22 protein-coding genes, 1 tRNA gene and 1 pseudogene are annotated in these 25,928 nt (G+C 71.3%); 11 read left to right on the top strand and 13 right to left on the bottom strand.

What is annotated here, in order from left to right; translation table 11 throughout:
- Both Q0C12_RS09905 and Q0C12_RS09900 read left to right on the top strand, forming a co-directional pair.
- Nucleotides 1-719 (top strand): PHB depolymerase family esterase (locus Q0C12_RS09905; protein WP_290889685.1); only part of this gene is annotated, 719 nt, incomplete at its 5' end.
- Nucleotides 720-735: 16 nt separating this feature from the next.
- Nucleotides 736-4,062, top strand: a complete 3,327-nt coding sequence (locus tag Q0C12_RS09900; protein ID WP_290889682.1) for a PAS-domain containing protein — start codon at nt 736-738, stop codon at nt 4,060-4,062.
- 82 nt (nt 4,063-4,144) lie between these two features.
- On the opposite strand, the gene Q0C12_RS09895 is transcribed toward Q0C12_RS09900, so the two are convergent.
- Nucleotides 4,145-6,097 carry a 3-hydroxybutyrate oligomer hydrolase family protein gene (locus tag Q0C12_RS09895; RefSeq protein WP_290889679.1) on the bottom strand — a complete coding sequence of 651 codons (1,953 nt, stop codon included), beginning with the start codon at nt 6,095-6,097 and terminating at the stop codon, nt 4,145-4,147.
- Nucleotides 6,098-6,206: 109 nt separating this feature from the next.
- On the opposite strand from Q0C12_RS09895, the gene Q0C12_RS09890 reads away from it, so the two are divergent.
- Together Q0C12_RS09890 and Q0C12_RS09885 are read left to right on the top strand one after the other, a co-directional pair.
- Nucleotides 6,207-7,016, top strand: coding sequence for a 3-hydroxybutyrate dehydrogenase (locus Q0C12_RS09890; RefSeq protein WP_290889675.1), 810 nt, complete (start codon nt 6,207-6,209; stop codon nt 7,014-7,016).
- A 675-nt stretch (nt 7,017-7,691) separates the two neighbouring features.
- A complete protein-coding gene (locus Q0C12_RS09885; protein WP_290889673.1) occupies nt 7,692-8,351 on the top strand; it encodes a response regulator transcription factor in 660 nt (219 codons plus the stop codon).
- Here Q0C12_RS09885 and Q0C12_RS09880 read toward each other — a convergent pair whose 3' ends face one another.
- Nucleotides 8,352-9,671: a hypothetical protein gene (locus tag Q0C12_RS09880; RefSeq protein ID WP_290889670.1), complete on the bottom strand. Its 1,320-nt coding sequence runs from the start codon at nt 9,669-9,671 to the stop codon at nt 8,352-8,354. It lies immediately after the preceding gene.
- Between the two features lie 110 nt (nt 9,672-9,781).
- On the opposite strand from Q0C12_RS09880, the gene Q0C12_RS09875 reads away from it, so the two are divergent.
- The 4 genes from Q0C12_RS09875 (at nt 9,782) to Q0C12_RS09860 (ending at nt 11,743) form a co-directional block, all read left to right on the top strand.
- Entirely contained in the window at nt 9,782-10,492 is a 711-nt protein-coding gene (locus Q0C12_RS09875; RefSeq protein ID WP_290889668.1) for a hypothetical protein, read from the top strand.
- A 4-nt stretch (nt 10,493-10,496) separates the two neighbouring features.
- Nucleotides 10,497-10,955: a hypothetical protein gene (locus Q0C12_RS09870; RefSeq protein ID WP_290889665.1), complete on the top strand. Its 459-nt coding sequence runs from the start codon at nt 10,497-10,499 to the stop codon at nt 10,953-10,955.
- A 101-nt stretch (nt 10,956-11,056) separates the two neighbouring features.
- Nucleotides 11,057-11,635 (top strand): cysteine dioxygenase family protein, encoded by a 579-nt coding sequence (locus Q0C12_RS09865; RefSeq protein ID WP_290889662.1) that lies wholly within the window; start codon nt 11,057-11,059, stop codon nt 11,633-11,635.
- Nucleotides 11,636-11,657: 22 nt separating this feature from the next.
- A tRNA-Leu gene (locus Q0C12_RS09860) sits at nt 11,658-11,743 on the top strand.
- Between the two features lie 216 nt (nt 11,744-11,959).
- Here the strand turns inward: Q0C12_RS09860 and Q0C12_RS09855 are convergent.
- The 10 genes from Q0C12_RS09855 to ccmA form a co-directional block, all read right to left on the bottom strand.
- Entirely contained in the window at nt 11,960-13,072 is a 1,113-nt protein-coding gene (locus Q0C12_RS09855; protein WP_290889660.1) for a homoserine O-acetyltransferase, read from the bottom strand.
- Nucleotides 13,069-14,067 (bottom strand): tetratricopeptide repeat protein, encoded by a 999-nt coding sequence (locus Q0C12_RS09850; protein ID WP_290889657.1) that lies wholly within the window; start codon nt 14,065-14,067, stop codon nt 13,069-13,071. The genes Q0C12_RS09855 and Q0C12_RS09850 overlap by 4 nt, the downstream gene beginning before the upstream one ends.
- Complete coding sequence (locus Q0C12_RS09845) at nt 14,067-14,492, bottom strand: cytochrome c-type biogenesis protein (protein ID WP_290889654.1); 426 nt, start codon at nt 14,490-14,492, stop codon at nt 14,067-14,069. The genes Q0C12_RS09850 and Q0C12_RS09845 overlap by 1 nt, the downstream gene beginning before the upstream one ends.
- Nucleotides 14,489-14,953: a DsbE family thiol:disulfide interchange protein gene (locus Q0C12_RS09840; protein WP_290889687.1), complete on the bottom strand. Its 465-nt coding sequence runs from the start codon at nt 14,951-14,953 to the stop codon at nt 14,489-14,491. The genes Q0C12_RS09845 and Q0C12_RS09840 overlap by 4 nt, the downstream gene beginning before the upstream one ends.
- A gap of 65 nt (nt 14,954-15,018) precedes the next feature.
- A complete protein-coding gene (locus Q0C12_RS09835; RefSeq protein ID WP_290889650.1) occupies nt 15,019-16,938 on the bottom strand; it encodes a heme lyase CcmF/NrfE family subunit in 1,920 nt (639 codons plus the stop codon).
- Nucleotides 16,939-17,415 carry a cytochrome c maturation protein CcmE gene (gene ccmE, locus Q0C12_RS09830; protein WP_290889647.1) on the bottom strand — a complete coding sequence of 159 codons (477 nt, stop codon included), beginning with the start codon at nt 17,413-17,415 and terminating at the stop codon, nt 16,939-16,941. It abuts the gene before it with no gap.
- Nucleotides 17,412-17,570, bottom strand: coding sequence for a heme exporter protein CcmD (locus tag Q0C12_RS09825; protein ID WP_290889644.1), 159 nt, complete (start codon nt 17,568-17,570; stop codon nt 17,412-17,414). Before Q0C12_RS09825 ends, ccmE begins: the two co-directional genes overlap by 4 nt.
- A complete protein-coding gene (gene ccmC, locus Q0C12_RS09820; RefSeq protein ID WP_290889641.1) occupies nt 17,567-18,316 on the bottom strand; it encodes a heme ABC transporter permease CcmC in 750 nt (249 codons plus the stop codon). The genes Q0C12_RS09825 and ccmC overlap by 4 nt, the downstream gene beginning before the upstream one ends.
- A gap of 17 nt (nt 18,317-18,333) precedes the next feature.
- Nucleotides 18,334-19,020, bottom strand: coding sequence for a heme exporter protein CcmB (gene ccmB, locus Q0C12_RS09815; RefSeq protein ID WP_290889639.1), 687 nt, complete (start codon nt 19,018-19,020; stop codon nt 18,334-18,336).
- Nucleotides 19,017-19,670, bottom strand: a complete 654-nt coding sequence (ccmA, locus tag Q0C12_RS09810) for a heme ABC exporter ATP-binding protein CcmA (protein ID WP_290889636.1) — start codon at nt 19,668-19,670, stop codon at nt 19,017-19,019. The genes ccmB and ccmA overlap by 4 nt, the downstream gene beginning before the upstream one ends.
- 218 nt (nt 19,671-19,888) lie before the next feature.
- Here ccmA and Q0C12_RS09805 point away from each other — a divergent pair, with 218 nt between their 5' ends.
- From Q0C12_RS09805 to Q0C12_RS09795, 3 genes are all read left to right on the top strand, one after another.
- A complete protein-coding gene (locus Q0C12_RS09805) occupies nt 19,889-23,551 on the top strand; it encodes a S8 family serine peptidase (RefSeq protein ID WP_290889633.1) in 3,663 nt (1,220 codons plus the stop codon).
- A 169-nt stretch (nt 23,552-23,720) separates the two neighbouring features.
- Nucleotides 23,721-24,869: a pyridoxal phosphate-dependent aminotransferase gene (locus Q0C12_RS09800; protein WP_290889630.1), complete on the top strand. Its 1,149-nt coding sequence runs from the start codon at nt 23,721-23,723 to the stop codon at nt 24,867-24,869.
- A gap of 2 nt (nt 24,870-24,871) precedes the next feature.
- Complete coding sequence (locus Q0C12_RS09795) at nt 24,872-25,669, top strand: amidohydrolase (RefSeq protein WP_290889627.1); 798 nt, start codon at nt 24,872-24,874, stop codon at nt 25,667-25,669.
- Between the two features lie 32 nt (nt 25,670-25,701).
- Here Q0C12_RS09795 and Q0C12_RS09790 read toward each other — a convergent pair.
- Nucleotides 25,702-25,928 (bottom strand): annotated as a pseudogene (locus Q0C12_RS09790) (hypothetical protein); the annotation flags it as partial.

The raw sequence follows: 25,928 nt of genomic DNA, 5'->3' as shown, positions 1-25,928 counted from the left end.
CGGGGGTGCGCGAGCGCGCGGCGGCGGGCGCGCTGGCGCCGGTGGCCGGGCTGGCCGGGGATCGCGTGCTGGTGCTGCATGGTCGGCACGATCGCACCGTCTCCGCCGAAGTCAGCCGCGCCGCGCTGGACGTCTACCAGTTGCTGGCGCCGGACGCACCGGCGATGCGGCTGCGCTTCGAAGGCGATGGCGACTTCGGCCACGTAATGCCGACGCTGCGTGCGGGCGCAGACTGCGCCGCGGGCGGCCCGCCGCACCTGGGCGCCTGCGGCCTCGATGCCGCGGGGCAGGCGCTGGGCTGGCTGTTCGAGGCGGGCGGCACCGCGACCGAGGCCAGCGGCGAGCTGCGTCGATTCGACCAGGCGGCGCATGCGCCGGACGACGTGGACCCGCTGCTGGCGGACGAGGGTTTCCTTTACGTGCCGGCGGCCTGCGCCGGCGGCGAGCGCTGCGGCGCAGTCGTGGTCTTCCACGGCTGCGAACAGGACATCGGCCGCCTCGGCGACCGCTTCGCGCGCGAGGCCGGCTTCAACCGCTGGGCCGACGTGCACCGGCTGGTGGTGCTGTATCCTCAGGCGCGATCGAGCTATCTGCCGCTGAATCCGAAGGCATGCTGGGACTGGTGGGGCTACACGGGGCCGGACTACGACACCCGGCGCGGCGCGCAGCTGCGCTGGCTGGCGTCGGCCATGGCTGCGCTGGGCGCGCCGCTGGAGTGAGCCCGGGCGCCGCGCCGTGCTGACCGACGCCTTCGTCATCGGGGCGGGCCTGGTCTGGCTGGGCCTGCTGTTCGGCACCGCGCTGTGGGCCGAGCGCCGTCCCGGCCTGCTCGCGAAGCAGTGGCCCGTGGTCTACAGCCTGTCGCTGGCGGTGTACTGCACGTCCTGGACCTTCTACGGCACGGTGACGCAGGCGCAGCGCTCGGGCTGGCCGATCCCGCCGACCTTCCTCGGCACGATCCTGCTCTACGTGCTCGGCTTCGGCTTCCTGCTGAAGCTGCTGCGGCTGGCGCGCGAGCACAACTCCACGTCGCTTGCCGACCTGGTGGCGACGCGGCTGGGAAAGAATTCCTGGCTCGCCGCGGTGGTCACCTTCGTGGCGATGCTGGGCATCGTTCCCTACATCGCACTGCAGCTCAAAGCGGTTGCGATGAGCTACGGGCTGCTGACCCGCGCCTCCGACCTGTCGCCGCCGCCCTGGCAGGACAGTGCGCTGTACGTGGCGCTGGCGATGGCGCTGTTCGCGATGCTGTTCGGCGCGCGCCGCGCCTCGGCGGTCGAGCACAACCGCGGGCTGGTGCTGGCGATGGCGGTGGAGTCGCTGCTCAAGCTGGGCGCGATGCTGGCGCTGGGCGCTTTCGTGTGGTTCGGCCTCGACCTGCCCGACGTGCCGCCGGTGCCGCCGCCGGCCGATGGCGCCAGCGGCTTCCCGGCGCTGGTGCTGCTGGGCGCGCTGGCGATGTTCACGCTGCCGCACCAGTTCCACGTCGGCGTGGTCGAGTGCCGCGACGAAGGCCAGCTGCGCACGGCGCGCTGGCTGTTCCCGCTGTACATGCTGCTGATCGCGCTGCCGATCCTGCCGCTGGCGCGCGCCGGCGATGCGCTGCTGGCACCGATGGGCGTGCCGTCCGACCTGTACGTGCTGGCGCTGCCGCTGGCGCAGGGCCAGGAGCCGCTGGCGCTGCTGGCCTTCCTCGGCGGCCTGAGCGCCGCCACCGGCATGGTGATCCTGTCGACGCTGGCGCTGAGCGTGATGATCAGCAACCACTGGCTGGCGCCGCTGCTGGTGCGCGGCGCCTGGGGCCTGGGCCGCGGCCGCGGCGCCGACCTGCGCGGCGCGGTGCTGATGCAGCGGCGCGTGGGCATCCTGGTGGTGGTGCTGCTGGCGTGGCTTTACAGCCGCGCGATCGCCGGCAGCGACGCGCTGGCCGACATCGGCGCGCTGTCGTTCTCGGGCCTGGCGACGCTGGCGCCAGCGGTCGGCTTCGCGGTGTGGCGGCCGCAGACGCCGCCGCGCGCGGTGCTGGTGGGCCTGCTGGCCGCGGTGGCGATGTGGGTCTGGGTGCTGCTGGTGCCAGCGCTGGCCGAAGCGGCGGCGCATCGCGGTGGCTGGCTGCTGGACGGACCGTTCGGGCTGGCGTGGCTGGCGCCGGATGCGATGTTCGGGCTGGGCGAATGGAGCCGGATCGCGCGCGCGACCGTGCTGAGCCTGGTCGCGGGTGCGCTGGTCACCTGGGCGCTGGCCTCGCGGCTGGACGTGCGGCCGGACCGGGGGCAGGGCGTGACGCTGACGCGCGACGGGCTGCGCGCGGTCGCCGTGCGCTTCCTGCCGTTGCCGCGGGTCGAAGCGGCGCTGGCGGGCGCCAGCAGCGATGGCGGGGTGGCGGCCGAGGTGCAGCAGCGCGTCGAACGCGAGCTGGCGGCGGTCCTGGGCGCGGCGTCGGCAAGGCTGCTGCTCGATGCCGCGCGCCGCGAGCAGGGCCGCGACCTCGACACCGTGGCCACGATCGTCGGCGAGGCTTCGCAGGCGCTGCGCTTCAACCAGCGCGTGCTCGAGGCGGCGCTGGAGAACATGAGCCAGGGCATCAGCGTGGTGGACGCCGAACTGCGGCTGGTGGCGTGGAACAAGCCTTACGCCGAGCTGTTCGACTATCCGCCCGAGCTGCTGCAGGTGGGCGTGCCGGTGGCCGAGCTGGTGGCGCACAACGTCGCGCGCGGCCGGGTGCAGGTCGGCGAAGCGGGCGACGCGGTGCAGCGCCGGCTGGAGCACATGCGCGCGGGCACGCCCTACGTCACCGAGCGGCGCCTGGGCGACACCGTGGTCGAGATCCGCGGCACGCCGATGCCCGGCGGTGGTTTCGTGGCGACGTTCACCGACGTCACTGCCTTCCGGCGCAGCGAGGCCGAGCTCAAGTCGGTGGCCGAGACGCTCGAGCAGCGCGTGGCGGAGCGCACCGCCGAACTGGCGGGCGCCAAGGCCGAGGCCGAGCGCGCCAACCGCGCCAAGACCCGTTTCCTGGCGGCGGTCAGCCATGACCTGGCGCAGCCGCTGAACGCGGCCCACCTGTTCGTGCACGCGCTGTCGCCGCAGCTGTCCGAGCCGGGGCACCAGGCCGCGCTGGCCAACATCGACGGTGCGCTGGGCTCGGCCGAGTCGCTGCTGGGCGGGTTGCTCGACATCTCCCGGCTCGACGCCGGCGGCATGGCGCCGAAGCCGCAGGCCTTCCGGCTCGACGAGCTGGTGCTGCCGCTGGCGGCGGAATTCCGCGTACTGGCGGCCGAGAAGTCGCTGCCGCTCGACACCGTGGCCTGCCGCGCCTGGGTGCACACCGATCCGCAGCTGCTGCGGCGCGTGCTGCAGAATTTCCTGGGCAACGCGGTGCGTTACACCGCGCGCGGCCGCATCCTGATCGGCTGCCGCCGGCGCGGCGACCGCATCGCCATCGAAGTCTGGGACACCGGGCCGGGCATCGCCGAGGCCGACCAGGCGGTGATCTTCGAGGAGTTCCGCCGCCTGGACCGCGGCGGCCAGGGGCTGGGCCTGGGCCTGGCAATCGCCGAGCGTGTGGCGCGGCTGCTCGGCCTGCCGCTGAAGCTGCGGTCCTGGCCCGGCAAGGGCACGGTGTTTTCGATTGAAGTGCCGCGCACCGCGCCGGCACCGGCCCCGGCCAGCGCGCCCGAGCCGCCCACGCCCGAACCGCCGCGCAGCCGCGTGCTGGTGGTGGACAACGATGCCGACGTGCTGCGCGGCATGCAGGCGCTGCTGCAGGGCTGGCAATGCGAGGTGCTGGCCGCCCGCGATGCCGACGAGGCGCTGCGGCTGGTGGCGGGCGCCACGCCCGACCTGGTGCTGCTCGACTTCCACCTGGGTGACCACCAGACCGGCCTGATGCTGCGTGAGCGCCTGGCTGCGGTGATGCCGCCGCGCCCCTGCGTGGTGATCACCGCCGACCACGGCACCGACGTGCGCGAGGCCGTGGCCGCCGCCGGCTGCGTGCTGCTGCACAAGCCGCTCAAGCCGCTCGCGCTGAAGTCCGTGATGGCCCGCCTGCTGGCCCGCTGACCCGAGGCCCCCTGTAGGAGGGACTTCAGTCCCGAAGCTCTTCACCGAAAAGCTTCGGGACTGAAGTCCCTCCTACAGGGGGTTACGGCAGTTCGCCGAGGTTTTCGGCGCGCAGCGACTGCACGGCGCCATCCACGAATGCGCGCGGCGTGGTGGCGATGTCGGCGTCGGCCGGCAGTGCCTTGCCTTCCGCGACGTGCGCCCACGCCGCGTCCAGCGCGCGATAGCCGTAGGGCATCATCGGCACGTAGCGCATCGCCAGCACCGGCAGGCCGAGGAAGGCATCGAAGTGCTGGGCGTTGCGCACGCGCCAGTAACGGATCGTGGTGCCGTCGTGCGCGGCCCAGCGCGCGTAGGCCGCGCCGCTGAAGGCCTCCGGCACCAGGCCGTCGTCGGCGCCGTGCACCACGATCACCGGCAGGCCCGCGCGGGGCAGGGCGGCGCGGGTTTGTTCGATGCCGTCGCGCACCGGGCCCTCGGCGTCATCCCAGAGCAGGCGCAGGCACAGGTTGCCCTCCAGCGTCGGGTCGGCACCCTCGGCCCGTGGATCGCGCAGGGCGATCCCGCTGCCGGGCGGGATGCCGCTGCCGTCGCTCCACCACGCCGCGCGTTCGGCGGCGGTGGGCGGGCGCGGCTGGCCCGCGGGGTCCAGCGCCGAGAACGAGAACCCGCAGGGCATCTTGTCCGGCCCGGTGCGTGCGTAGGCGGAGGCATAGGTCGCGTTCACCGCGCGCCAGAGGTCGAAGTTGCTGCTCAGCACGCCAGCGGCGATGGCCGCGTCGGTCCAGCCGCCCTCGAGCAGGTGCCGGCGGGCGGCTTCGGCCTGCGCACGCGGCTCGTCGTCAGCGAAAAAGCCTGCGGCGCGCAGCGAGGCGCAGCGTGCGACGCCCGCGGGCGAAGGCGCGCCGCCGGGCCGCGCCAGCATCACGCCGTCGTAGGCACTGGCGTTGAGCGCGCACGGCATCCAGATCGCCGCGTCGCTGGAATAGTCGTACAGCGGGCGCCCTCCGTCGCGCGGCAGGATGTTCGGCGACACCGCCACCACCGCGTCGAAATGCGGCCCGTCCAGCTCGCCCGCGCGCAGCACCGCGCCGCCGCCGTTGGAGACGCCGACGGCGATCACGCGGGTGTTCTCGAAGGTCCACGGGCCGGCGTCCGGGTGCGCGAGCGAGAGCACCTGCAGCGAGAACTCGGCGGCCTGCGCCACGTGGCGGCCCCAATCGGCCTCGGGGTTGTCGCCGGAGTGGGCGTGCTTCACCGCGATCGGCGGTGCGAATCCTGTGGTGCTTCCCGGGGCCACCGCGGCACCGGGCGCATTCGCGGCGCCCGAGCCGGCCGCCGCGCTCGCCGCCGGAACGCGGAACTCGACCGGCGCGTCGCCTTCGGCCAGGCGGCCGTCGAGGCCGAAGCCGCGGCCATCGCGGGTGTCCACGTAGCCCGTGCCCGCACCCTTGTCGGTGTAGGCCACCGCGCAGCCGCGCGGCAGGCCCCAGGCGCCGGCCAGGGCGATCGCGCCGTAGATGCCGCGCGAGCCGGACGAAGCAGCGACCACCACGCAGCGTGCTTGCGCATCGAAGGCATCGGGCACCTGCACCATCACCCGGTGCGGCTGCCGACGCTCCGGCAGGCGGACCAGCGCGTGGTACTCGCGGCCGGGCACCGGCGCCAGCGCGCCGTAGACCTCGCCGTAGCCGCCGCCCGGCGACAGGTCGGCGATGCCGCGCCAGTTGGTCCAGATCGCGCGACGGCGGAGTTCGTCCACGGTGGGCCGTGCGGGGTCGGCGAAGGCCGGCGGCGTCGCGCTGCGCAGGCCCGCTTCGCCGAGACCGGCGGTCAGCAGGTCGTCGCCATCGCGGTGGGTCTTCAGCGATATGCCGGCCTCGACGTCGAGTGCGGGCGTTCGTGCGGCCTGGCCGGCGCAGCCCGCCAGCGACAGGGCCAGCAGCGAAGCCAGCGTCGCGCGGCGGCGGCGGTCCCAGGCCGGCGGCGTGCGCGCGGGAAGGGGGCGGGAGGGCAGGGTGGTCTTGGCGTTCATGCACCGACCTTAGCAATGGCGACCGGGCCGGGCATCGTACCTTGGTACGACGCGCCGGCCGGGCGGCGCTGCTAGGGTGGGGCATCGCTTTTGCCGCAGGAAACACGCCATGACCGATCGCTTCCTCGATGGCCGCGTCGCCCTCGTCACCGGCTCCACCTCGGGCATCGGCCTGGCCATCGCCCAGGGCCTCGGTGCCGCCGGCGCCCGGGTCGCGGTGAACGGGCTGGGCAGCACGGCGCAGGTTGCGGCCGCGGTGGACGCGGTGCGGCTGGCCGGGGCGCCGGATGCGCGCCACTTCGACGCCGACCTGGCCGACGCCGGCGCCATCGAAACGATGATGGCGGCATTGGCCGAGTGGGGCCCGGTCGACATCGTCGTGAACTGCGCCGGCGTGCAGCACACCGCCCCGATCGCCGAGATGCCGGCGGCCACCTGGGACAAGCTGATCGCCATCAATCTCAGCGCCGCCTTCCACACCATGCGGCTGGCGCTGCCGGGCATGGCCGCGCGCGGCTACGGCCGGGTGGTGAACATCGCCTCGGTGCACGGCCTGGTGGCGTCGGTGAACAAGTCGCCCTATGTCGCCAGCAAGTTCGGGCTGGTCGGAATGAGCAAGGTGGCCGGGCTCGAGTATGCCGCCGCGGGCTCGCGCGACAGCGGCGGCGTGACGGTGAACTGCGTCTGCCCCGGCTGGGTCGAGACGCCGCTGATCGAGCCGCAGATCGCCGCGCGCGCCGAGGCCGTCGGCGGCGACCGCGACGCCGGCGTGCGCGAGCTGCTGCGCGAGAAGCAGCCCAGCGGCCGCATGTCGCTGCCGGCCGAGATCGCCGACACGGTGCTGTGGCTGTGCCGGCGCCAGTCGCACAACCTCACCGGTGCCGCCATCCCCATCGACGGCGGCTGGACCGCGCAGTAGTGAGGTCCGGCGCCGGGCATGCCGCGAAGACGAGGGTCACTTCCTCCTCCGTGAAGCTTTTTATGTCGGAGGAAGTGACCCTCGCCTTCGCGGCACGCCCGGTACGGCTCGTCAGGTGGGCTGATCGAAGGGCAGGCGACGGCGCGCTCCGGTGCTTGCGCGTGCCGATCAGGACCAAGGCGGGGCATTTTTCTCGCTGATCAGGTGTGTGAAACGGGGCGATTCGCTTGTGGAGAGCGCGTCAGCGCCCGCGTGTCCCTTCGGACACTTGATGGGGTTTCGGGGCCAGCGTGGAAGACGGCCAGTGCGAAGCAGCTCGCCGCCCGGCGGCGGGTGTGGGTGCCGGGCGAAACGCCATGGTCCGTGCTTTTCTGATCGGAGCCTTCTTGCTCGAAAAATGACGGATCAAGAAAAGGGGTCAACGCAATTATTCGTTTCAAACGAATAATAACTCTGCCCCCTTTTCCCGGATCGTCGAGGGCGGGCGCAGTTTCAACCAGACCATCGGAAAAGAATGGAGCGCGGCGCTTCGCGGAGGTCTCACACCTGCCACCGGGCGGATAGGACTCTCAATCTAGTCACCTTCCGGGCTCGCGCCGACTTCGCTTCCGCGGTGTCTCCGGCTCCGGATCTCACCAGCGGCGCGGTATCCCCGCGCCGGGCTAGAATCCAGGCATGACGCGCCTGCTGATCGCCGACGACCATCCGCTTTACCGCCTTGCGCTCACGCAGGCGGTGCGCGGCGTGCTGCCCGACGCGACGATCATCGAGGCCGAGGACCTGCCGGGCGTGCAGGCCGCGCTCGCCGCGCATCCCGACACCGACCTCGTGCTGCTCGACCTGCACATGCCGGGCAGCCACGGCCTGGTGGGGCTGGCTTCGCTGCGCGCCGAGCATCCGGGCGTGGCGGTGGCGATGATCTCGGCGCACGACGACCCGGTCACCATCCGCCGCGCCCTGGCCTACGGCGCCGCCGGCTACCTCACCAAGCGCGCCGACCTGTCGGAGCTCCAGGCCGGCCTGCGCGCGGTGCTGGCCTGCGAAGAATGGCTGCCGCCCGCGCTGCGCGAGGCGGTGAAAGGCGCCCCCGCGGAACCCGGCGACCGCGAGACCGCCGCCCGTCTCGCGACGCTCAGCCCGCAGCAGTTCAAGGTGCTGGCGCGCGTGGCCGAAGGCCGGCTCAACAAGCAGATCGCCGACGAACTGGGCATCCAGGAGCGCACCGTGAAGGCGCACATGAGCGCCATCTTCGAGAAGCTCGGCGTGCGCAACCGCACCCAGGCCGGCGTGCTGCTGGGCGCGCTGGCCCTCGCCGATCCCGCGCGCGAAGCCTGATCAGCGCCAGAACGGGATACGCCAGGCCTGCGGCTCGCCATCCTCCGGTGGTTCGTCCGGGCGAAGGGTGACGTGGAGTTCATGCCGGCCAACAGGCAGGGCATCGATCGGAATCATGTACAGCAGCCCGCGCAGGTCGCGGTCGGCGTCCGAGTAGGCCTCGGGCGGCAGCGCCAGCGGCTCGCCGTCCAGGCGCACCACCAAGCCCGCGGCCAGGCAGTCCAGCGCGGCCTGGTGGCGAGCGGTCCGCGCCGCCGCGTCGCGACCCGGTCCGGCACCCGGGCAGCCGGCCAGCAGGTGCTGGTGCAGCGTTGGCACGTACGGCACCACCAGCGGCAGGTAGCGACCGCGCGCCACCAGGTCCGGCACGAACGGGAGGTCCGGGGTTTCGCCGGCCTCGTGCCGCGTCGCGTAGTGCGCGTGGTGCACGGCCCGCGGCAATGCGCCACTGCCTTCGGGAAAGCCGGCGTAGTTGCCGGGACCGAGGTCCTCCCTCACGAAGGCGGCGCTCGCCAGGCTCAGCACCGTCGCCAGCAGCATGACCGCCAGCACGACCCAGTTGCTGCGCTTCTCGCCGACGTTGCTGGAGTAGATCGTGACCAGCGGGCTGGACTCGCGGCTGGTGCCGGTGCGCGAATACAGGTGGAGCGTCCGGTGCAGGATGCGGTACGGCCATCCGGTGGGCGAGAGGCGGTGGCCGAACCGCCGGTCCAGGTAGCCCGCGAGCAGCTGCGGCCCCAGCCAGATCGCCAGCAGTGCCATCAGGATCGGGCTCGCCAGCGTGGCATTGCCCAGTGCCATCGCCACGCCCAGCGAGACCAGGAACAGCAGCAGCGCCGACACCGTCACCAGCAGAAGCACCAGGGTCAGGCCAATGCCAAGCCCGAACACCACGGTGGCGCGGTTGTCGGCGCGTTCGATGGCGGCGTCCATGTCCTGCCAGTTCCGGGCCAGCAGCGACTTCGCGATCGGGCCGGCCCGCAACTTCTCCAACTTCAGGCCGCCCGGGAAAACAGAGTGCATGCCCACCAGCGCCACCCAGTAGCCGCGCATCAGCAGGTGCAGCAGGAAGGCAAGGCACAGCAGTACCACGGCGCTGTGGCCGTAAAGCAGCATCAGCCGCCCAAGCTCCAGCCAGGGATCGGCGAGGCGCGGCAGCAGGTACACCCCCCAGGCCGGCAGCGCACCGGCCAGCTGCATCAGCGCGAACACGGTGGCGCCCGAGAGCAGCATCTCGATCTCCCAGGTCGGCGTCGTGCGCCGCGAAAGCCGGGTCGGCTCGTCCTCGGCGGCCGGATGCCCGTCGTCGTGCTGGTCCATGGTCGTCCCCTCGTGCAGGTCGCCAGATTCGCAGACGCCGGCCTTCACGGACAAGCCCGGGGTGGTAGCATCCTCGGCCTATTTCACCGTCATGGGCGGGCAGGCTAGGCATGAAGAAGCTGTTGGTGTTCCTGGTGTTGGTCATTGGCGCCGCGATGTGGGGCAAGTCGATGCTGACCGGCGAGCCGATCCTCCGCGTCGGCAGCAGCGAGCTGGTGAATCCGTACCCGCCCGGCTCGGCCCTGCATGCCCAGCAGCAGGAGTTCGTGGACCAGTTCAACGCCGACCCGAAGCTGCGCGACCGGTTCGCCGGCCGCTTCACCAGCAAGGGCCTGTACGCGGAGGTCACCGGCGCGCTGCAGCGGGGCGCGCGTTCGCTCGACTCGGCCCAGCTGATCTCGGTGACCCGCGCCATGGCCGCGGTGATCCCGCGCCTGCGCGAGGAGAACTGCGCCAAGCTGATCCGGCCCAAGGACGACTTCGACCCGGTGCTTTCGGCCGACATCAGCGATGCGCTCGAGCGCCTGCCGCCGCGCCACCACCGCAATTTCTGGAACTTCTACCTCAGTTCGCTGAAGGCCGAAGTCAACGACCTGCCCGAGCGGCCGGTGGACGGGCCGGCCCGCGAGCGCGCGCTCGAAGAGCTGGGGTCGCGCTACCACGGCCCCACCGGCCAGCGCCTGGCCAACGTGATGCGCGACCCGGTGCGGGCCCCCGACGCCGAGGCCTGCTGGGCCATCAACACGCTCACGCATACCTCGACCCAGCTGTCGCCCGACCACGCCGAGGCGCTGGCCCGGCTGATCTGGGGCGGTCAATAAGGCCATGCCGGTCCTGGTTCGCCTCGCGCGGATCCTCGGCGCCACCCTGGGGCTGGGTTGGGCCAGCCCGATGACGGCGGCGGGCCTGCTGGCGGGCCTGGCCGCGATGCCGTTCGGTGCCCGCATGCGGTTCTCGGACGCGGCGCTGGTGTTCCACCGCTACCCCTGGGGACCGGGCGGGGCGCTGACGCTGGGCAACGTGATCCTGCACACCGGCGGCAGCCTGGACGAGCCGGCCGTGACCTACGCCTGCCGCGCCCGCGGCGGCCGCGACCAGCAGGTGCGGCTGGGCGACCACGAGCGCGCCCACGTGCTGCAGTACCTGGTGCTGGGGCCGCTGTTCCTGCCGCTGTACTTCGCCTGCGGCGGCATCAGCCACCGCAGCCGGTTCGAGCAGGCGGCTGACCGTTATGCCCTGACCGGGCGCGGCTGGTGGCCCTGGCCGCGGCCGCCGGCCAGCTGAGGGCGCCACCGCGGGCCCACGGACGGGCTGTTTGACCGCGCTCAAGAGCGCGTGAAGGCGCGGTGGTAAACTGCCGGCAACCCGCAACCCCTGGTGATGCCATGTTGGCCCTCGAATTCCCCGGCAGCGACAAGCTCATCGCGATGATCAACGCGGCGGTCACCGGCGACTGCCAGCGCCAGACCACCGACTGCATCCGCAACGGCCTCTCCGACCTGATCCGCACCCGCGCCATGACCCTGCCGGCCTGCGTGCTCGAGCCGGTGGCCGACCACTACGCCCGCCGCGAGCTCTACCGCTGCGAGCTCACCGGCTTCAGCGTGGTGGCGATGACCTGGGGCCCGGGCCAGGGCACCGCCATCCACGACCATTCCGGCGTGTGGTGCGTCGAGGGCATCGTCGAGGGCCAGCTGGAAATCACCCAGTACGACCTGCGCGGCCGCGACGGCGACCGCTTCCAGTTCGAGCCCGTGGGCACCACGCTGGCCGGCGCCGGCTCGGCCGGCAGCCTGATCCCGCCGCACGAGTACCACACCATCCGCAACCCCAGCGCCACCGACATCGCGGTGTCGCTGCACATCTACAAGCAGGCCCTGACCTGCTGCGCGCACTTCCACCCCGAGGGCGAGGGCTGGTACACCAAGGCCGACCGCCAGCTCGGCCTCGACGAAGCCGCCTGAGCTATACTCGCCGGGCCAGCGTGCCGGTGTGGCGGAATGGTAGACGCGGGGGACTCAAAATCCCTTGGCAGCGATGTCGTGTAGGTTCGAGTCCTATCACCGGTACCACTGCAAATGAACCAGGTTCATTTGTTTTCGACGAGGCCCGCGCAAGCGGGCCTTCTTTTTTTGAACGCGGATCAAAGCGGAAAACGCAGGATAAAAGCGGATTAACTGAAACTGGAGCCAGCGACCTGGTTAGGCACCGGCCTCAATCCAATCCAACCTCCCTCATCCGCTCTGATCGTGTTTTTTCCGCTTTGATCCGCGTTCAAACAAGTAACGCTAGATCTTCGCGAGGAACCCGGCGATGGCGGGGCCGAAGCGATCGATGTCGACGAGGAAGGCGTCGTGGCCCTGGGGCGAGGGCAGCGGCAGGAACTCCGCATCGGCGCCGCCTGCGCGCAGGCCGTCGGCGACCTGCTCCTGCTGCTGCAGGGGGAACAGGATGTCGGTGTGCACGCCGATCGCCAGCGCCCGCTCGAGCTTGATCGTCGCCAGCCCGCGCAGCACGTCGCCGTTGCCGTATTCGGCCACGTCGAACCAGTCCATCGCGCGGCCCAGGTACAGGTAGCAGTTCGGGTCGAAGCTGCGTACGAAGCGGCGGGCGTGGCCTTCGAGGTAGCGTTCGACCTCGAACTCCTGGCCGAAGGGATCGTCCTCCCGGCACTCGCTGTCCAGGCGCACGCGGCCGAAGCGGCCGTCCCACTCCATCGCCGAGCGGTAGGTCACCACGCCGAGCTTGCGGGCGATGCGCATCCCGTTCTCCGGGTACGCGTGTTCGTCGTACAGGCCCTGGTTCCAGTTCGGATCGAGCCGGATCGCCTCGCGCTGCAGCGAGCGGATGGCGATCGAGAACGGCAGCGCCTGGGCGCTGCCGGAGACATTGATATGCGTGCGCGCCGCGCCCGGGTGCAGCAGCAGGAAAGCCAGCGCGCTCATGCCGCCCATCGAGTTGCCGATCACGCAGGCCAGGCGTTCGATGCCCAGCGACTGCACCACGTGGTGCGCCGCGCGGGCGCCGTCCTCGATCGACAGGTCGGGAAAGTCGAGGCGGTAGGGCTGGCCGGTGGCCGAGTTCACCGACGCGGCGCCGGTCGAGCCCTTGCAGCTGCCCAGCGCATTCACGCACACCACGAACCAGCGGTCGGTGTCGATCGGCTTGCCGGGACCCAGCATGGCTTCCCACCAGCCCGGCTCGGGGTTGGCTTGGTTCGACGCGGCATGCGCGTTCGGCGACAGGCCGGTGAAGACCAGCACCGCGTTGTCGCGCGCGGCGTTCAGTTCGCCCCAGGTCTCGTAGGCCATGCGTGCGCCGTGCAGCTCGCCGCCGCGCTTGAAGGCGAAGGGCGAGGGCAGGGCGACGAAGCGCGTGCCCGGCGGGATCGCCTCGGTCACGGCAGCACCCGGTCGATCACCAGGTCGGCGCGGGCGCCATCGGCGACGGCCAGCGTCACCGCGGTGGCCTCGAGGTCACCCGGCGCGGCGGCCGCGTCGCCCGATTGCGAGATGCGTGCCAGCACGCGGACTTCGGACTGCATCGACAGCTTCTGCGCCGGCATCAGGCCGTCGGTATCCGATAGCGTGACCGTCAGCGGGAAGCCGCCCGCGGGCAGGCGTTTGACCGCGACCGGCAGGCCGGCGCCGTCGGCCGTGCGCGCGAACACGTACAGCACGCTGCCTTCGCCGACCTGTTGGGCCAGCGCCGGCGCCAGCGAAACGGAGACGGTGATCGACGGGCCGGCAGCGACGGGCGCGTCCTCGCGCGGTGCGAGGCCCGCCAGTTCGCGCGCCTGGTCGAGCTGCGGCTTCAGCGCCTGCGCGGTCTGCGGGTCCAGCAGCGGCAGCAGGCGCTCCCATACCTCGGCGGCCTCGGCCGGCTGCCCCGCCTGCAGGCGCTGGGCACCGAGGAAGAACAGGCCGCGCTGGTGCGTGGGCACCGCGGCCACCACCTGCTCCAGCAGGCGCGTGGCGCTGTCGGGGAAGCGGCCATCGGGCGCGGCGCGCATCTGCGCGTCGGCGTACTCGACCATCAGGTCCGGCTCGTTGGGCAGCAGCGCGTAGGCCCTGGCGAAGGCATCGCGGGCGTCGGCCCAGCGCTGCTGCGCCATGCGGCTGCGGCCGAGCAGCACCCAGCCCTCGACGCTGCCGGGTTCGTCGGCCAGCCGGCGTTCAAGCTGGGCGATCGCGTCCTCGAGCGTGGTCGGGGCCTCGACGTTGGCCGGGTCCAGCGCGTCGGGCTCGCCCACCGCGACATAGAGGCCCACGGTGAGCGCGGGCACTGCCAGCAGCAGTACCAGCGCACTGCCGCGCGCCGAGCGCCACAGCGGCGGCAGCACGAAGGCCAGCGCCAGCAGCACCAGCAGGGCGGCGCCGATCAGGAAGGACGTCATCACCACTCCTGGGAATCGTTGGGCGGCGGCACCGCGGGCGCGGCGGCGGCGCGGCGGCGCACCACGACCACCAGCACGGCGGCGCCGCCAAGCAGGATCAGCGCCGGGCCGAACCACAGCAGCCAGGTGCTCGGCTTCACCGGCGGGTTGTAGAGCACGAAGTCGCTGTAGCGCGCGACCAGGTAGTCCTTGATCTCGTCGTCGCTCTTGCCCTCGCGCATCAGGTCGAGCACCTGCCGGCGCAGGTCCTCGGCGATCTGGGCGTTGGAGTCGGCCAGCGACTGGTTCTGGCACATCACGCAGCGCAGCTCGGCGCTGAGGGCGCGGAAGCGGGCTTCCTCGGCGGCGTCGCGGAATTCGATTGGCGCCGCGGCGTTGGCCGCCAGCGAAGCCAGCATCAGCATCAGGACGAGCAGGCGCTTCATCGGAGGTCCTCGATCAAGGGCAGCAGCTGCGCATCGACGACCTCGTCCGTGACCGGCCCGACGTGCTTCCAGCGAATCACGCCCTGCGCGTCCACCAAGAAGGTCTCGGGCGCGCCGTAGATGCCCCAGTCGAGCGCCGCGCGGCCTTCCTCGTCGGTGATCACCAGGTCGTAGGGGTTGCCGAACTGCTGCAGCCAGCGCTGCGCGTCCTCGGTGGTGTCCTTGTAGTCGTAGCCGACCACCTTGATGACCCCGCTTTCGGCCAGGCGCGTGATCACCGGGTGCTCGTCGCGGCAGGCCGGGCACCAGCTGCCCCAGACGTTGAGCAGGTAGGGCGCGCCCAGCAGGTCGGCGTTGCGCACGATGCGGTCGGGTTCGCCCAGCACCGGCAGCGCAAAGTCAGGCGCCGGCTTGCCGACCAACGGCGACGGGATCGCGCTGGTGTCCTTGCCCGAGTTCATGATCACGCCCACGCCCAGCAGCACGGCCAGTCCGACGAACGCGATGAAGGGCAGCAGTCGTTTGATCATGCCGCCACCTTGCGCCGGAAGCGCTGGTCGAAGGCGACGATGAAGCCGCCCAGCGCCATGAACAGCGAGCCGAGCCAGATCAGGCGGATCCAGGGCTTCACGTACAGCCGCAGCGCCCAGGTGCCGTTCGCATCCAGCGGCTCGCCCAGCGCCACGTAGAGGTCACGGTGCAGGCTGCCGTGCAGCGCGGCTTCGGTCATCACCTGGCCGCCGGCCTTGTAGGCGCGCTTCTCGGGATGCATCACGGCGATCTCCTCGCCGTCGCGGCTCACGCGCACGGTGCCGCGGTCGGCGATGAAGTTGGGGCCCGGCGCCTTGCCGACGCCCTCGAAGGCGAAGTCGTAGCCGCGCAGCGCGAAAACTTGGCCCGGTTTCGCCGCCACGTCGCGCTCGATGCTGGTCGATTCGGTGATGAACACGCCGGCCACGAAGATGCCGATGCCCGCGTGCGCCAGCACCATGCCGACCATCTCGGCGGTGAAGCGGCTGCCCTTCGAGCGCGCGCGCTGCCAGACGAAGCGCGCGGTGCCACCCAGGATCCAGGCCGCGCCCAGCAGGCCGAACGCCGTCTTGGCCGTGCCCTCGGGCCAGGCGAAGAACGCGACGACGCCCACGATCACCGCCAGCACCGCCCACGGCGCCAGCCAACGCACCGGCTGCGACATGTCCTCGCGCTGCCAGCGCACCAGCGGCCCGAACGGCACCAGCGCCACCAGCGGCGCCATCAGCAGGATGAACAGCAGGCCGAAGTAGGGCGGGCCCACGGAAATCTTGCCGAGGTCGAGCGCATCGGCCAGCAGCGGGTACAGCGTACCCAGCAGGATCATCGCCGCCGAGGCGGTGAGCAGCAGGTTGTTGGCCAGCAGGAAGGTCTCGCGCGAGCCGGCCGCGAAGGGCTGGCCGGATTCCACCTTGGGCGCGCGGATCGCATACAGCAGCAGCGAGCCGCCGATCACGATCGCGAGGAATATCAGGATGAACATGCCGCGCTCGGGGTCGGACGCGAAGGCATGCACCGAGGTCAGCACGCCCGATCGCACCAGGAAGGTGCCCAGCAGCGACAGCGAGAACGCCGCGATCGCCAGCAGCATCGTCCAGCCGCGGAAGCTCCCGCGCTTCTCGGTCACCGCCTGCGAGTGGATCAGCGCCGCGCCCACCAGCCAGGGCATGAAGCTGGCGTTCTCGACCGGGTCCCAGAACCACCAGCCGCCCCAGCCCAGCTCGTAGTAAGCCCAGAAGCTGCCCAGCGCGATGCCCAGCGTCAGGAAGGCCCAGGCCACGTTGGTCCACGGCCGCGACCAGCGCACCCACTGCGCATCCACCTTGCCGTCGATCAGCGCCGCCACCGCGAACGCGAACGCCACCGCGAAGCCGACATAACCCATGTACAGCAGGGGCGGGTGGAAGATCATGCCCGGGTCCTGCAGCAGCGGGTTCATGTCGCGCCCCTCGGCGGCACCCGGCAACAGGCGCACGAAGGGGTTCGAAGTGAACACGGTGAAGGCCAGGAAGCCCACCGACACCATGCCCATCACCGCCAGCACCCGCGCCACCACCGGCGCCGGCAGCGCCTTCGAGAAGCGCGCGACCAGGGCGGTCCACAGCACCAGGAACCAGATCCAGAGCAGCAGCGAACCTTCGTGCGCGCTCCAGACCGCGGTCACCTGGTAGGCGCGCGGCAGCAGCGTATTCGAGTTCTGGGCGACGTAGGCGACCGAAAAATCGTGCTGCAGGAAGGCCCAGGTCAGCAGTCCGTACGACACCGACACCAGCACCAGCAGTCCATAGGCCAGCGGCCGCGCCGTGGCCATCCAGGCCGCGTGGCTACGGTGCGCGCCGGCCAGCGGCAGCACCGACAGCGCCAGTGCCAGCACCATCGCCAGCAGCAGGCTGATCAATCCGAGTTCGGGCAGCACTCAGTACCCCCCGGTCTTGGCTTCGCCGGCGGGCGGCGTCTCGACCTTGTGCTTCTCGTGCGCCTTGCCCATGGCGTCGGCGACTTCCTTGGGCATGTACTGCTCGTCGTGCTTGGCCAGCACCTGGGTGGCGATGAACACGTCGCCCTCTCGGCGGCCGGTGGCGACCACGGCCTGGTTCTCGCGGAACAGGTCGGGGAGGATGCCTTCGTAGTGCGCGGTCATGATCGCGTCGCCGTCGGTGACGCCGAACTGCACCTTCAACGTGCCTTCCTCGCGCTTGAGCGTGTCCTTGGCGACCATGCCGCCTAGCCGGAACACGGCCTGGTCGGCCGCCTCGCCCGCGTACACCTGGCTGGGCGTGTAGAGGTAAGTGATGTTCTCGCGCAGGGCCAGCGTGACCAGGGTCGCGGCCACGCCGGAGGCGGCCAGCAGGGCGAGGATGAGCAGCAGGCGGCGCTTGCGGATCGGGTTCATGCGGGGGTTCCGGACTGGCGGGCGGCCTCGCGCTTGGCGCGCTGGACGATGTCGCGGCGGGTGCGGGCCAGCTTCATCCGCGGCACCGCGAAGTCCCACGCCAGGAAGGCGGCGAACACGGCGTAGGCACCGACGACGTATTCCAGGTAGCTCATCGCGGCACCCCCGAGGCCGCGCGGGCCCAGTCCTTGCCGGCCTCGCGCGCGAGATTGTCGGCGCGGGCGCGCTGAAGCAGCGAGCCGATGAACCAGAACTTGGTGGCCAGCACCATCACCCACAGCGGCCAGGTCATGGACGAATCCATGGTGGATTCGCCGAAGAGCTTGATGGTGGCGCCCTGGTGCAGCGAGTTCCACCATTCCACCGAATAGCGGATCACCGGCAGCAGCACCACGCCGACGATGGCCAGGAAGCCGGCGGCGCGCGCGGCGGCGCGGCGGTCCTCGATGGCGGTGTTCAGGCCGATCACGCCCAGGTACAGGAACAGCAGCACCAGCTCGGAGGTCAGGCGCGGGTCCCAGTCCCACCAGGTGCCCCACATCGGCTTGCCCCAGATCGACCCGGTGGCCAGTGTGACGAAGGTGAACAGCGCGCCGATCGGTGCGCAGGCCATCGCCAGCACCTCGCAAAGCTTGATGTGCCAGACCAGCGCGATGACGGCGTAGAGGGCCATCAGCGCGTAGACGAACAGGCTCATCCACGCGGCCGGCACGTGGATGTAGAGGATGCGGAAGCTGTCGCCCTGCTGGTAGTCGGCCGGCACCACGAACAGCGCGCCGTAAAGGCCCACGGCCATCATGGCCAGCGCCACCAGGAAGGACGGCGGCACCCAGCGTGCGGCGAAGCGGTCGAAGACCGGCGGCGAGCCGAGTTGGTGGAACCAGAGCAGGACGGGATTCACGGCGGTTTGCGACTTCTTCAGCTCAGGGCGATACGGACCGCCGCGGCGGCGGCGAGGGGGGCCAGCACCAGGGCGAGGGCCAGGCCCGCGCCCATCAGGAGCAGTGCGCCGACCCACGAGGACAGGCCCTGCGCGGCGGCCATCACGCTGCCCGCCCCGAACACCAGCACGGGGAGGAACAGGGGCAGCGCCAGCAGGGCCAAAAGCATACCAGAGCGCCGTATACCGACCGTCAGCGCGGCGACCACGGCGCCCACCAGGCTCAGCAGCGGCGTGCCCAGCAGCAGCGAGACCATCAGCACCGGCAGGAGTTCCCCCGGCAGGTACAGCAATTGCGCCAGCAGCGGCGTCGCCAGCACCAGGGGCAGGGCGGTGGTCAGCCAGTGCACGCCCACGCGCACGGCGATCAGCCAGGCCAGCGGCACCGGCGCCAGCAGCATCTGTTCGAGGCTGCCGTCCTCGACGTCGCTGCGGTAGAGCGCATCGAGCGTGAGCAGGCCGGACAGCAGCACCGCGACCCACAGCACGCCGGGGGCGATGCGTGCGAGCTGCTGCGGGTCCGCACCCAGCGCCAACGGGAACAGCGCGACCACCATCAGCGCGAACAGCAGCGGCTGGGCGGCATCGCCGCGCCGGCGCCACACCAGGCGAAGGTCGCGCGCCGCCTGGGCGCGGCCGGCCGCCAGCAGGGACGGGCCGTTCACGCCGGCACCCGGGCCGGGCCCAGTGCCAGCGTGCGCACCGGCACCGGCGGCGCGGCGTAGGCACCGTGGGTGGTGAGCAGGGTGGCGCCGCCGCGGGCCAGGTGTTCCTGGACCAGGCGGTTCACCAGCGCAATGCCGTCCAGGTCGAGGTTGGCGTAGGGCTCGTCCAGCAGCCACAGCGGGGCCGGCTGCAGGCGCAGGCGGGCCAGGGCCAGGCGTTTGTTCTGGCCGGCGGACAGGCGGCGGGCGGGGCTGTCTTCGTAGCCGGCCAGGCCGACCGCGGCCAGGGCCGCCGCCAGGTCCGCGCCGGGGTCGCCGCCCTGCAGGGCGTGGCTGTAGGCCAGGTTTTCCAGCGCGCCCAGGTCAGCCTTGTGCCCGTGCAGGTGTCCGAGATACGCGCTGCCGCGGGCCAGGTGGTCGCGGTCCACCGGCCGCCCCTGCAGCTCGACGTTGCCGCCCGAAGCCGGCAGCAGGCCGGCAAGGACCCGCAGCAGGGTGGTCTTGCCCGCGCCGTTGCCACCCAGCACCAGCAGCGCTTCGCCCGGGCAAAGCGTGAAGTCGAGGGGACCGAACACTGGCTCGTCGTTGCGCGAGAAGCACAGCCCGCGGGCCTGCAGCAGCGGGGGCGGGGCGGGCGGGGAGTCGGTCATTGCGCGGGCATGCTACGAGTCCGGGGCTGGCGCTGTCCATGATGCAGGTCAGGGCAGCGCCGGTAACCAAACGGCGCCTTGAGCAGCGCTCCTTCACATAGTTGACCGCCGGGCGGCGATTCCTGCCACCGGATGATTGTGATTGCAATGTGCGTGGGGGAGAATCGGGGGGCTCATTCATCTGCAGGACAGAAAACTACATGCGCGCTACTCCCTTGATGCTCGCGATCGCCCTGGGCCTCGGCCTGCCGGCCGGTTCGCCCGATGCCGCTTCGCCCAAGAATCCGAACGCGCTGCGTGCCGATGCACTGCAGACCTACATCGTGGTCTTCGACGAGGCCCCGGCCGCCCGCTTCCGCGGCTTCGGCAAGGCCGAGGCCGGCCGCCCGGCGCTGGCCGCGACCAGCCCGCTGGCCACCGGCGAGCGCAAGTACGACGCCAACAGCGTCGCGGCCGTCGAATACGTCGATTACCTTGACGACCTGCGCCGCATCCGCCTGAACGAAGCCTCCATCGCGCTGATGCGCCCGCTCGAGCCGACCCACGTCTTCCGCCATGGCCTCAACGGCATGAGCGTCGAGCTCACCGCCGACGAAGCCAAGCGCATCGCCCGCCTGCCCGGCGTGCGCACCGTGCGTCCGGAGTTCGAGCGCTATCTGATGACCGACCGCGGCCCGCTCTGGATCAAGGCCGACCAGGTCTGGTCGGGCGCCGCCACCGGCACCGCCAACCGCGGCGAGGGCGTGATCGTCGGCGTCATCGACAGCGGCATCAACCGCACCCACGTGTCCTTCTCGGGCGCGGGCATCATCAATCCGCGGCCGGGCTTCGTGGGCCACTGCGCCGCCAATCCCTCGGCCTGCAACAGCAAGCTGATCGGCCTCTGGGACTTCACCACCGGCAGCGGCGGCACCAACGATCCCACCGACAGCGACGGCCACGGCACCCACACGGCATCCACCGCGGTCGGCGCGCCGTTCTCGTCCGGCGGCGTCACCTACAGCGGCGTCGCGCCGCGCGCCAACCTCATCGCCTACAAGGCCTGCCCGGACGATACCTGCAGCGGCTCGGCCATCCTGTCCTCGATCGACCGGGCCATCGCCGACGGCGTCGACGTCATCAACTACTCGATCGGCAGCGGCCCCTTCGATCCCTGGGCCACGGTTGGCAACGCCGGCGCCGATGATTCGGAAGCCTTCCTGTCCGCGCGCGAGGCCGGCATCGTGGTGGCGGCCTCGGCCGGCAACGACGGCCCGGATCCGGGCACGCACGGCAACCCGGCGAACTCGCCCTGGGTGATGGGCGTCGCCGCCGCCACCCACGACCGCTCCGGCGCCGGCGATCGCCTGGCCAGCTTCAGCGGCCGTGGCCCGGTCATCCCCGTGGGCGTCATCAAGCCCGACATCACCGGCCCGGGCGTCAGCATCCGTGCCGCCGGTACGGCCGGCAACACCTCGGTCGCCACCCTGAGCGGCACCTCGATGTCGTCCCCGCACGTGGCGGGCGCCGCGGCGCTGCTGCGCTCGATCCATCCCAGCCACACGCCCGACGAAGTCATCTCGGCGCTGATGCTCACCGCCCGTCCGTCGGTCACCGAGTTCTCACTGCCGACCACCCCGCACGACCAGGGCGCCGGCATGGTCGACGTGGCCCTGGCCGCGCGCGCCGGCATCTACCTCGATGTGCCGGCCGGCGGCTTCAATACCCCGCGCGCCAACCCGTACACGGGCGGCGCCGAGAACATGAACCTGCCGAGCATCGCCCACGGTGCCTGCTTCCGCACCTGCGTGTTGCCGCGCACCTTCAAGCTGATGCCGGGCGCCGCCGCCGGCAACTACAGCGTGCAGGCCAGCTTCACCGACGCCCCGGGCGCGACCATCACGCCGAGCGTTGCCTCGTTCAACAGCAGCGCCGGCGGCCAGCTGGTCAACTTCACCGTCAACGTCGACAGCCCGGCCCTGGTGGGCCAGTGGGTCTACGGCAGCGTCACCCTGGTGAACAACTCGGGCGACGGTCGCCCGAACCTGCGCCTGCCGGTGTCGATCTACGTGTCGCCCTTCTCGAGCCAGGCGGCCGAGGCGGCCCTGTCGTCGATCAGCCGCAACGTCACCCGCGAGCGCGATTACTTCGACATCAACCTTAGCGGCATGGTGCCGATGCCCGAGGCCCGCTTCAGCACCTCCAGCCTGGTCGCGCCGGTCAGCACCACGCAGAACATCACTGCCGACCCGACCAACGCCGACCCCTACGACGCGGGCTCGAACACCTACGTGCGCCTGGTCTCGGTGCCGGCCACCCCGGGCGGCAGCGATCCGATCCAGTACCGCCTCACGGTCACCACCTCGGCGCCCAATCCGGACATCGACCTGTTCGTGGGCCGCGACACCGACCTCAACGGCCAGGGCCGCGAGGCCGAGGAGCTCTGCACCTCGCTCTCCAGCGGGTCCAGCGAGTCCTGCGTGCTGAACTTCACCTCGCAGGCCTCCGCCACCCAGTACTGGATCGTGGTCCAGAACTACTCCGGCCCGGGCACCGACGTCCGCGTCGATTCCGTGCTGCTGCCGATCTCGGTGTCGAGCACCTCGTCCATGGTCGCCAGTGGCCCTGGCCGTACCGCCGCCAACGAGTCCTTCCGCATCCGCGTGGCCTATGACGAACCCGGCCTGATCAACGGCCAGTCGCGCGAGGGCGTGCTGTTCATCCAGCCCAGCCCGAGCGCCACCCCGATCGAGGTGCCGATCCGCATCACCCGCAGCGGCAGCACGTTCGAGCCGTTCGCGCTGGCCAACAACGTCGGCCGCGCGGTCACGCTGCCGGCGGGTGCCAGCCACGACAAGCTGTACTTCGACGTGCCGCCGCACGCCACCAGCGTGGAGTTCACCACTACCAACGCCAGCGGCAACGTGGACCTGTACGTGGCGCGCGTGGCCTCGCCGACCGGCCCGACCATCGCGTCGGCGCCGGCCTGGAACGGGCAGGCGGCCTTCCGGGCCGCCACCGGCTCGGGCAACGAGTCGCTGACCCTCTCGGGCGGCAACCTGCTGCCGGGCCGCTACTACGTGGTGCCCACCAACGCCGCCGCCGGCACCGTGAATGCCACTGTCACCGCGCGCATCGCCGCGCAGGGCACCAAGCCGGCCTTCCTGTCTGGCCAGTACGCCAACCCCGCGCGCAGCGGCCACGGCCTGTTCGTCGACTTCGCCGGTCCCGTCGGCAACCCGGACCAGTGGGTCACCGTCTGGTACAGCTACCTCGAGGACAACACCCCGACCTGGTACTACTCGCAGGGCGCCACGCCCGGCGCGGACGGCATCTGGAAGGCGGAGCTGTTCCGCGTTGTCTGGGACGGCGACAGCACGCACGCGGTGGACGTGGGCGACGTGATCGTCACCCCGACCGGCCCCGAGTCGATGACCATGAGCTTCAATCTCGACGGCCGCAGCGGCTGGGAGCCGATGGGCCGCGTCGGCGGCGGCAGCTGCCCGCAGTTCAACGCCCAGAACCTGGACGTGACCGGCCACTGGTACTCCCCGACGCTGGCGGGCTTCGGCTACAGCTACCAGGTCACCGGCGGCGGCAGTCCGCAGGAAGTCTTCATCCCGTACGTGTACGACGGCCAGGGCTTCCCGCGCTGGCTGTACGGCCAGAAGAACTTCGACGGCGCGGTCGGCAACTTCAGCCTGTCGTGGTTCTCCGGCTTCCCGCCGCTGGGCACCGCGGTCGGCCTGACCCCCACCGCCGCCGGCACCGGCACCCGTACACTGGCCACCAACAACGTGACCAACATGTCGGTGAACGCCAACCTGACCGGCGCGCTGTCGGGCAACTGGGTGCAGAACCTCCCGGTCGCGCAGCTGTCGCAGCGCAAGAACTGCCAGTAATCCCTCGCCAATCCGCGTGAAGCAGGGGCCCTCCGGGGCCCCTGTTTTTTGCCCTGCAGGAGGGACTTCAGTCCCGAAGCTTCTCGCCGAAAGGCTTCGGGACTGAAGTCCCTCCTACAGGTTGCCGCGCGGCATAATGCTGGCTCCCGCCGAAACGACGTTCCCGCCCATGCACGTACCGAACAAGCTGCCGAAGGTCGGCACCACCATCTTCACCGTGATGTCCCAGCTGGCGCTGGAGCACCAGGCGGTCAACCTGGGCCAGGGCTTCCCGGACTTCCCGGTGCCGCAGCGGCTGGTGGACGCGTTGGCGCGGGCGATGGCCGAAGGCAAGAACCAGTACGCGCCCATGACCGGCATCCCGGCCCTGCGCCAGGCCATCGCCGCCAAGACCGCGCGCTGCTACGGCCGTACCGTGGACCCCGACGCCGAGATCACGGTGACCAGCGGCGCCAGCGAAGCGATCTTCAACGCCATCCTTGCCCTGGTCAGCCCGGGCGAGGAAGTGGTCGTGCTCGACCCTTGCTACGACTGCTACGAGCCGGCGATCGACCTGGCCGGTGCCATCCCCGTGCACGTGCCGCTCGATCCGGTGGACTTCAGCGTGGACTGGCAGCGCGTGCGCGAGGCGATCACGCCGCGCACCCGCATGCTCATGGTGAACACGCCGCACAACCCGTCCGGCGCGATGTTCACCGCCGATGACATGGCGGCCCTGGCGGGGCTGCTGCGCGGCACCGACATCATCCTGCTGTCGGACGAAGTCTACGAGCACATCATCTTCGACGGCCGCCGTCACGAATCGGTGCTGCGCTACCCCGAACTGGCCGAGCGTTCCGTGGTCGTCTCCAGCTTCGGCAAGACCTACCACTGCACCGGCTGGAAGATCGGCTACGCGATCGCGCCGCCGAAGCTGAGCGCCGAGTTCCGCAAGGTGCACCAGTACAACACCTTCTGCAGCTTCGCCCCGGCGCAGTGGGCGTTCGCCGCGATGATCGCGCAGGAGCCGGCGCACTACGACGAGCTCGGCGCCTTCTACCAGGCCAAGCGCGACCGCTTCCGCGACCAATTGCTGGGTACGCGCCTGAAGCCGCTGCCGGTGCCAGGTGGCTACTTCCAGCTGGTGGACTACTCGGCGGTCAGCGACCTGCCGGATGCGGAGTTCTGCCGCTGGCTGACGATCGAGAAGGGCGTGGCCGCCATTCCGCTGTCGCCGTTCTACGAAACGCCGCCCGCGGGCCAGCGCCTGGCGCGGCTGTGCTTCGCGAAGGTCGAGTCCACCCTGGACGCCGCCATCGAGCGGCTGGCAAGGATCTGAACATGCAGGACCTGCGCGTCTCGCTGGTGCAGGGCGACACCGCCTGGCACGACCCGGCGGCGAACCGCGACCGCTACGGCGGGCTCATCGCCCCGCTGGCCGGCCAGACCGACCTGGTGGTGCTGCCGGAAACCTTCACCTCGGGCTTCAGCAACGAGGCCCTGGCCAGTGCGGAAGACATGGACGGCCCGACCGTGCGCTGGATCCGCGAGCAGGCGGCGCGCCTGGATGCCGTCGTCACCGGCAGCGTGCAGCTGCGGGTGGGCGAGGGCGTGTTCAACCGCCTGCTTTGGGCCACGCCCGAGGGCGGGCTGTCCTTCTACGACAAGCGCCACCTGTTCCGGATGGCCCGCGAACACGAGCGCTACGCCGCCGGCCGCGATCGCCTCACGGTGGAGCTCAAGGGCTGGCGGGTCTGCCCGCTGGTCTGCTACGACCTGCGCTTCCCGGTGTTCGTGCGCAATCGTTTCGGCGTGGAGGCGCCGGGTCGCTTCGACTACGACCTGCTGCTGTTCGTCGCCAACTGGCCCGCCCCGCGTCGCCATGCCTGGCAGACGCTGCTGCGCGCGCGCGCCATCGAAAACCTCAGCTGCGTGGCCGCGGTCAACCGCGCCGGCACCGACGGCAATGGCATCGCCTACGCGGGCGACAGCGTGGCCCTGGACTTCCTGGGCCAACCGCAGCTCGAATTCGGCGAGGGCGTGCACGTCGGCACCACCACGTTCTCCGGCGAAGCCCTGGCCGCCCACCGCGAACGCTTCCCCGCCCACCTCGACGCCGATCGCTTCGAGATCTTCTAGCGCGCGGCCAGGACCGCGCTCACAAGCGCGGATCAATCGTCCGAGGGCAGGCCTTCGGGGCGCTTCTTGCGGAAGGGCGGGGGACCGCCGTTGCCGCCCGGGCGCGGGCCGCGGTTGCCGTCGACCGGGCCGCGCGGGCCCTTTTTCGGGCCGCCGTAGGGGCTGGCGCCGGCGGGGGCGTTGCCGCGCGGACCGGCCGGGCCACGCGAATGACCGTAGGGCGCGTCGGCCGGCTTCGGGCCACGCGGACCGCGCGCGC

The organism is Arenimonas sp., assembly GCF_022842045.1.
GTDB lineage: Bacteria > Pseudomonadota > Gammaproteobacteria > Xanthomonadales > Xanthomonadaceae > Arenimonas.
Note: the sequence above shows the minus strand (reverse complement) of the source record. Positions and strands in the feature narration are given on the sequence as shown.

Excerpts from the sequence above, each read along its gene's own strand:
- Q0C12_RS09805 (WP_290889633.1), top strand. The coding sequence starts at position 19,889 with ATGCTCGCGATCGCCCTGGGCCTCGGCCTGCCGGCCGGTTCGCCCGAT.
- Q0C12_RS09875 (WP_290889668.1), top strand. The coding sequence starts at position 9,782 with ATGAAGAAGCTGTTGGTGTTCCTGGTGTTGGTCATTGGCGCCGCGATG.
- ccmE (WP_290889647.1), bottom strand. The coding sequence starts at position 17,415 with ATGAACCCGATCCGCAAGCGCCGCCTGCTGCTCATCCTCGCCCTGCTG.
- Q0C12_RS09890 (WP_290889675.1), top strand. The coding sequence starts at position 6,207 with ATGACCGATCGCTTCCTCGATGGCCGCGTCGCCCTCGTCACCGGCTCC.
- Q0C12_RS09795 (WP_290889627.1), top strand. The coding sequence starts at position 24,872 with ATGCAGGACCTGCGCGTCTCGCTGGTGCAGGGCGACACCGCCTGGCAC.
- Q0C12_RS09880 (WP_290889670.1), bottom strand. The coding sequence starts at position 9,671 with ATGGACCAGCACGACGACGGGCATCCGGCCGCCGAGGACGAGCCGACC.
- ccmA (WP_290889636.1), bottom strand. The coding sequence starts at position 19,670 with ATGACCGACTCCCCGCCCGCCCCGCCCCCGCTGCTGCAGGCCCGCGGG.
- Q0C12_RS09865 (WP_290889662.1), top strand. The coding sequence starts at position 11,057 with ATGTTGGCCCTCGAATTCCCCGGCAGCGACAAGCTCATCGCGATGATC.
- Q0C12_RS09850 (WP_290889657.1), bottom strand. The coding sequence starts at position 14,067 with ATGACGTCCTTCCTGATCGGCGCCGCCCTGCTGGTGCTGCTGGCGCTG.
- Q0C12_RS09800 (WP_290889630.1), top strand. The coding sequence starts at position 23,721 with ATGCACGTACCGAACAAGCTGCCGAAGGTCGGCACCACCATCTTCACC.
- Q0C12_RS09840 (WP_290889687.1), bottom strand. The coding sequence starts at position 14,953 with ATGAACTCGGGCAAGGACACCAGCGCGATCCCGTCGCCGTTGGTCGGC.
- Q0C12_RS09895 (WP_290889679.1), bottom strand. The coding sequence starts at position 6,097 with ATGAACGCCAAGACCACCCTGCCCTCCCGCCCCCTTCCCGCGCGCACG.
- Q0C12_RS09825 (WP_290889644.1), bottom strand. The coding sequence starts at position 17,570 with ATGAGCTACCTGGAATACGTCGTCGGTGCCTACGCCGTGTTCGCCGCC.
- Q0C12_RS09845 (WP_290889654.1), bottom strand. The coding sequence starts at position 14,492 with ATGAAGCGCCTGCTCGTCCTGATGCTGATGCTGGCTTCGCTGGCGGCC.
- Q0C12_RS09885 (WP_290889673.1), top strand. The coding sequence starts at position 7,692 with ATGACGCGCCTGCTGATCGCCGACGACCATCCGCTTTACCGCCTTGCG.
- Q0C12_RS09870 (WP_290889665.1), top strand. The coding sequence starts at position 10,497 with ATGCCGGTCCTGGTTCGCCTCGCGCGGATCCTCGGCGCCACCCTGGGG.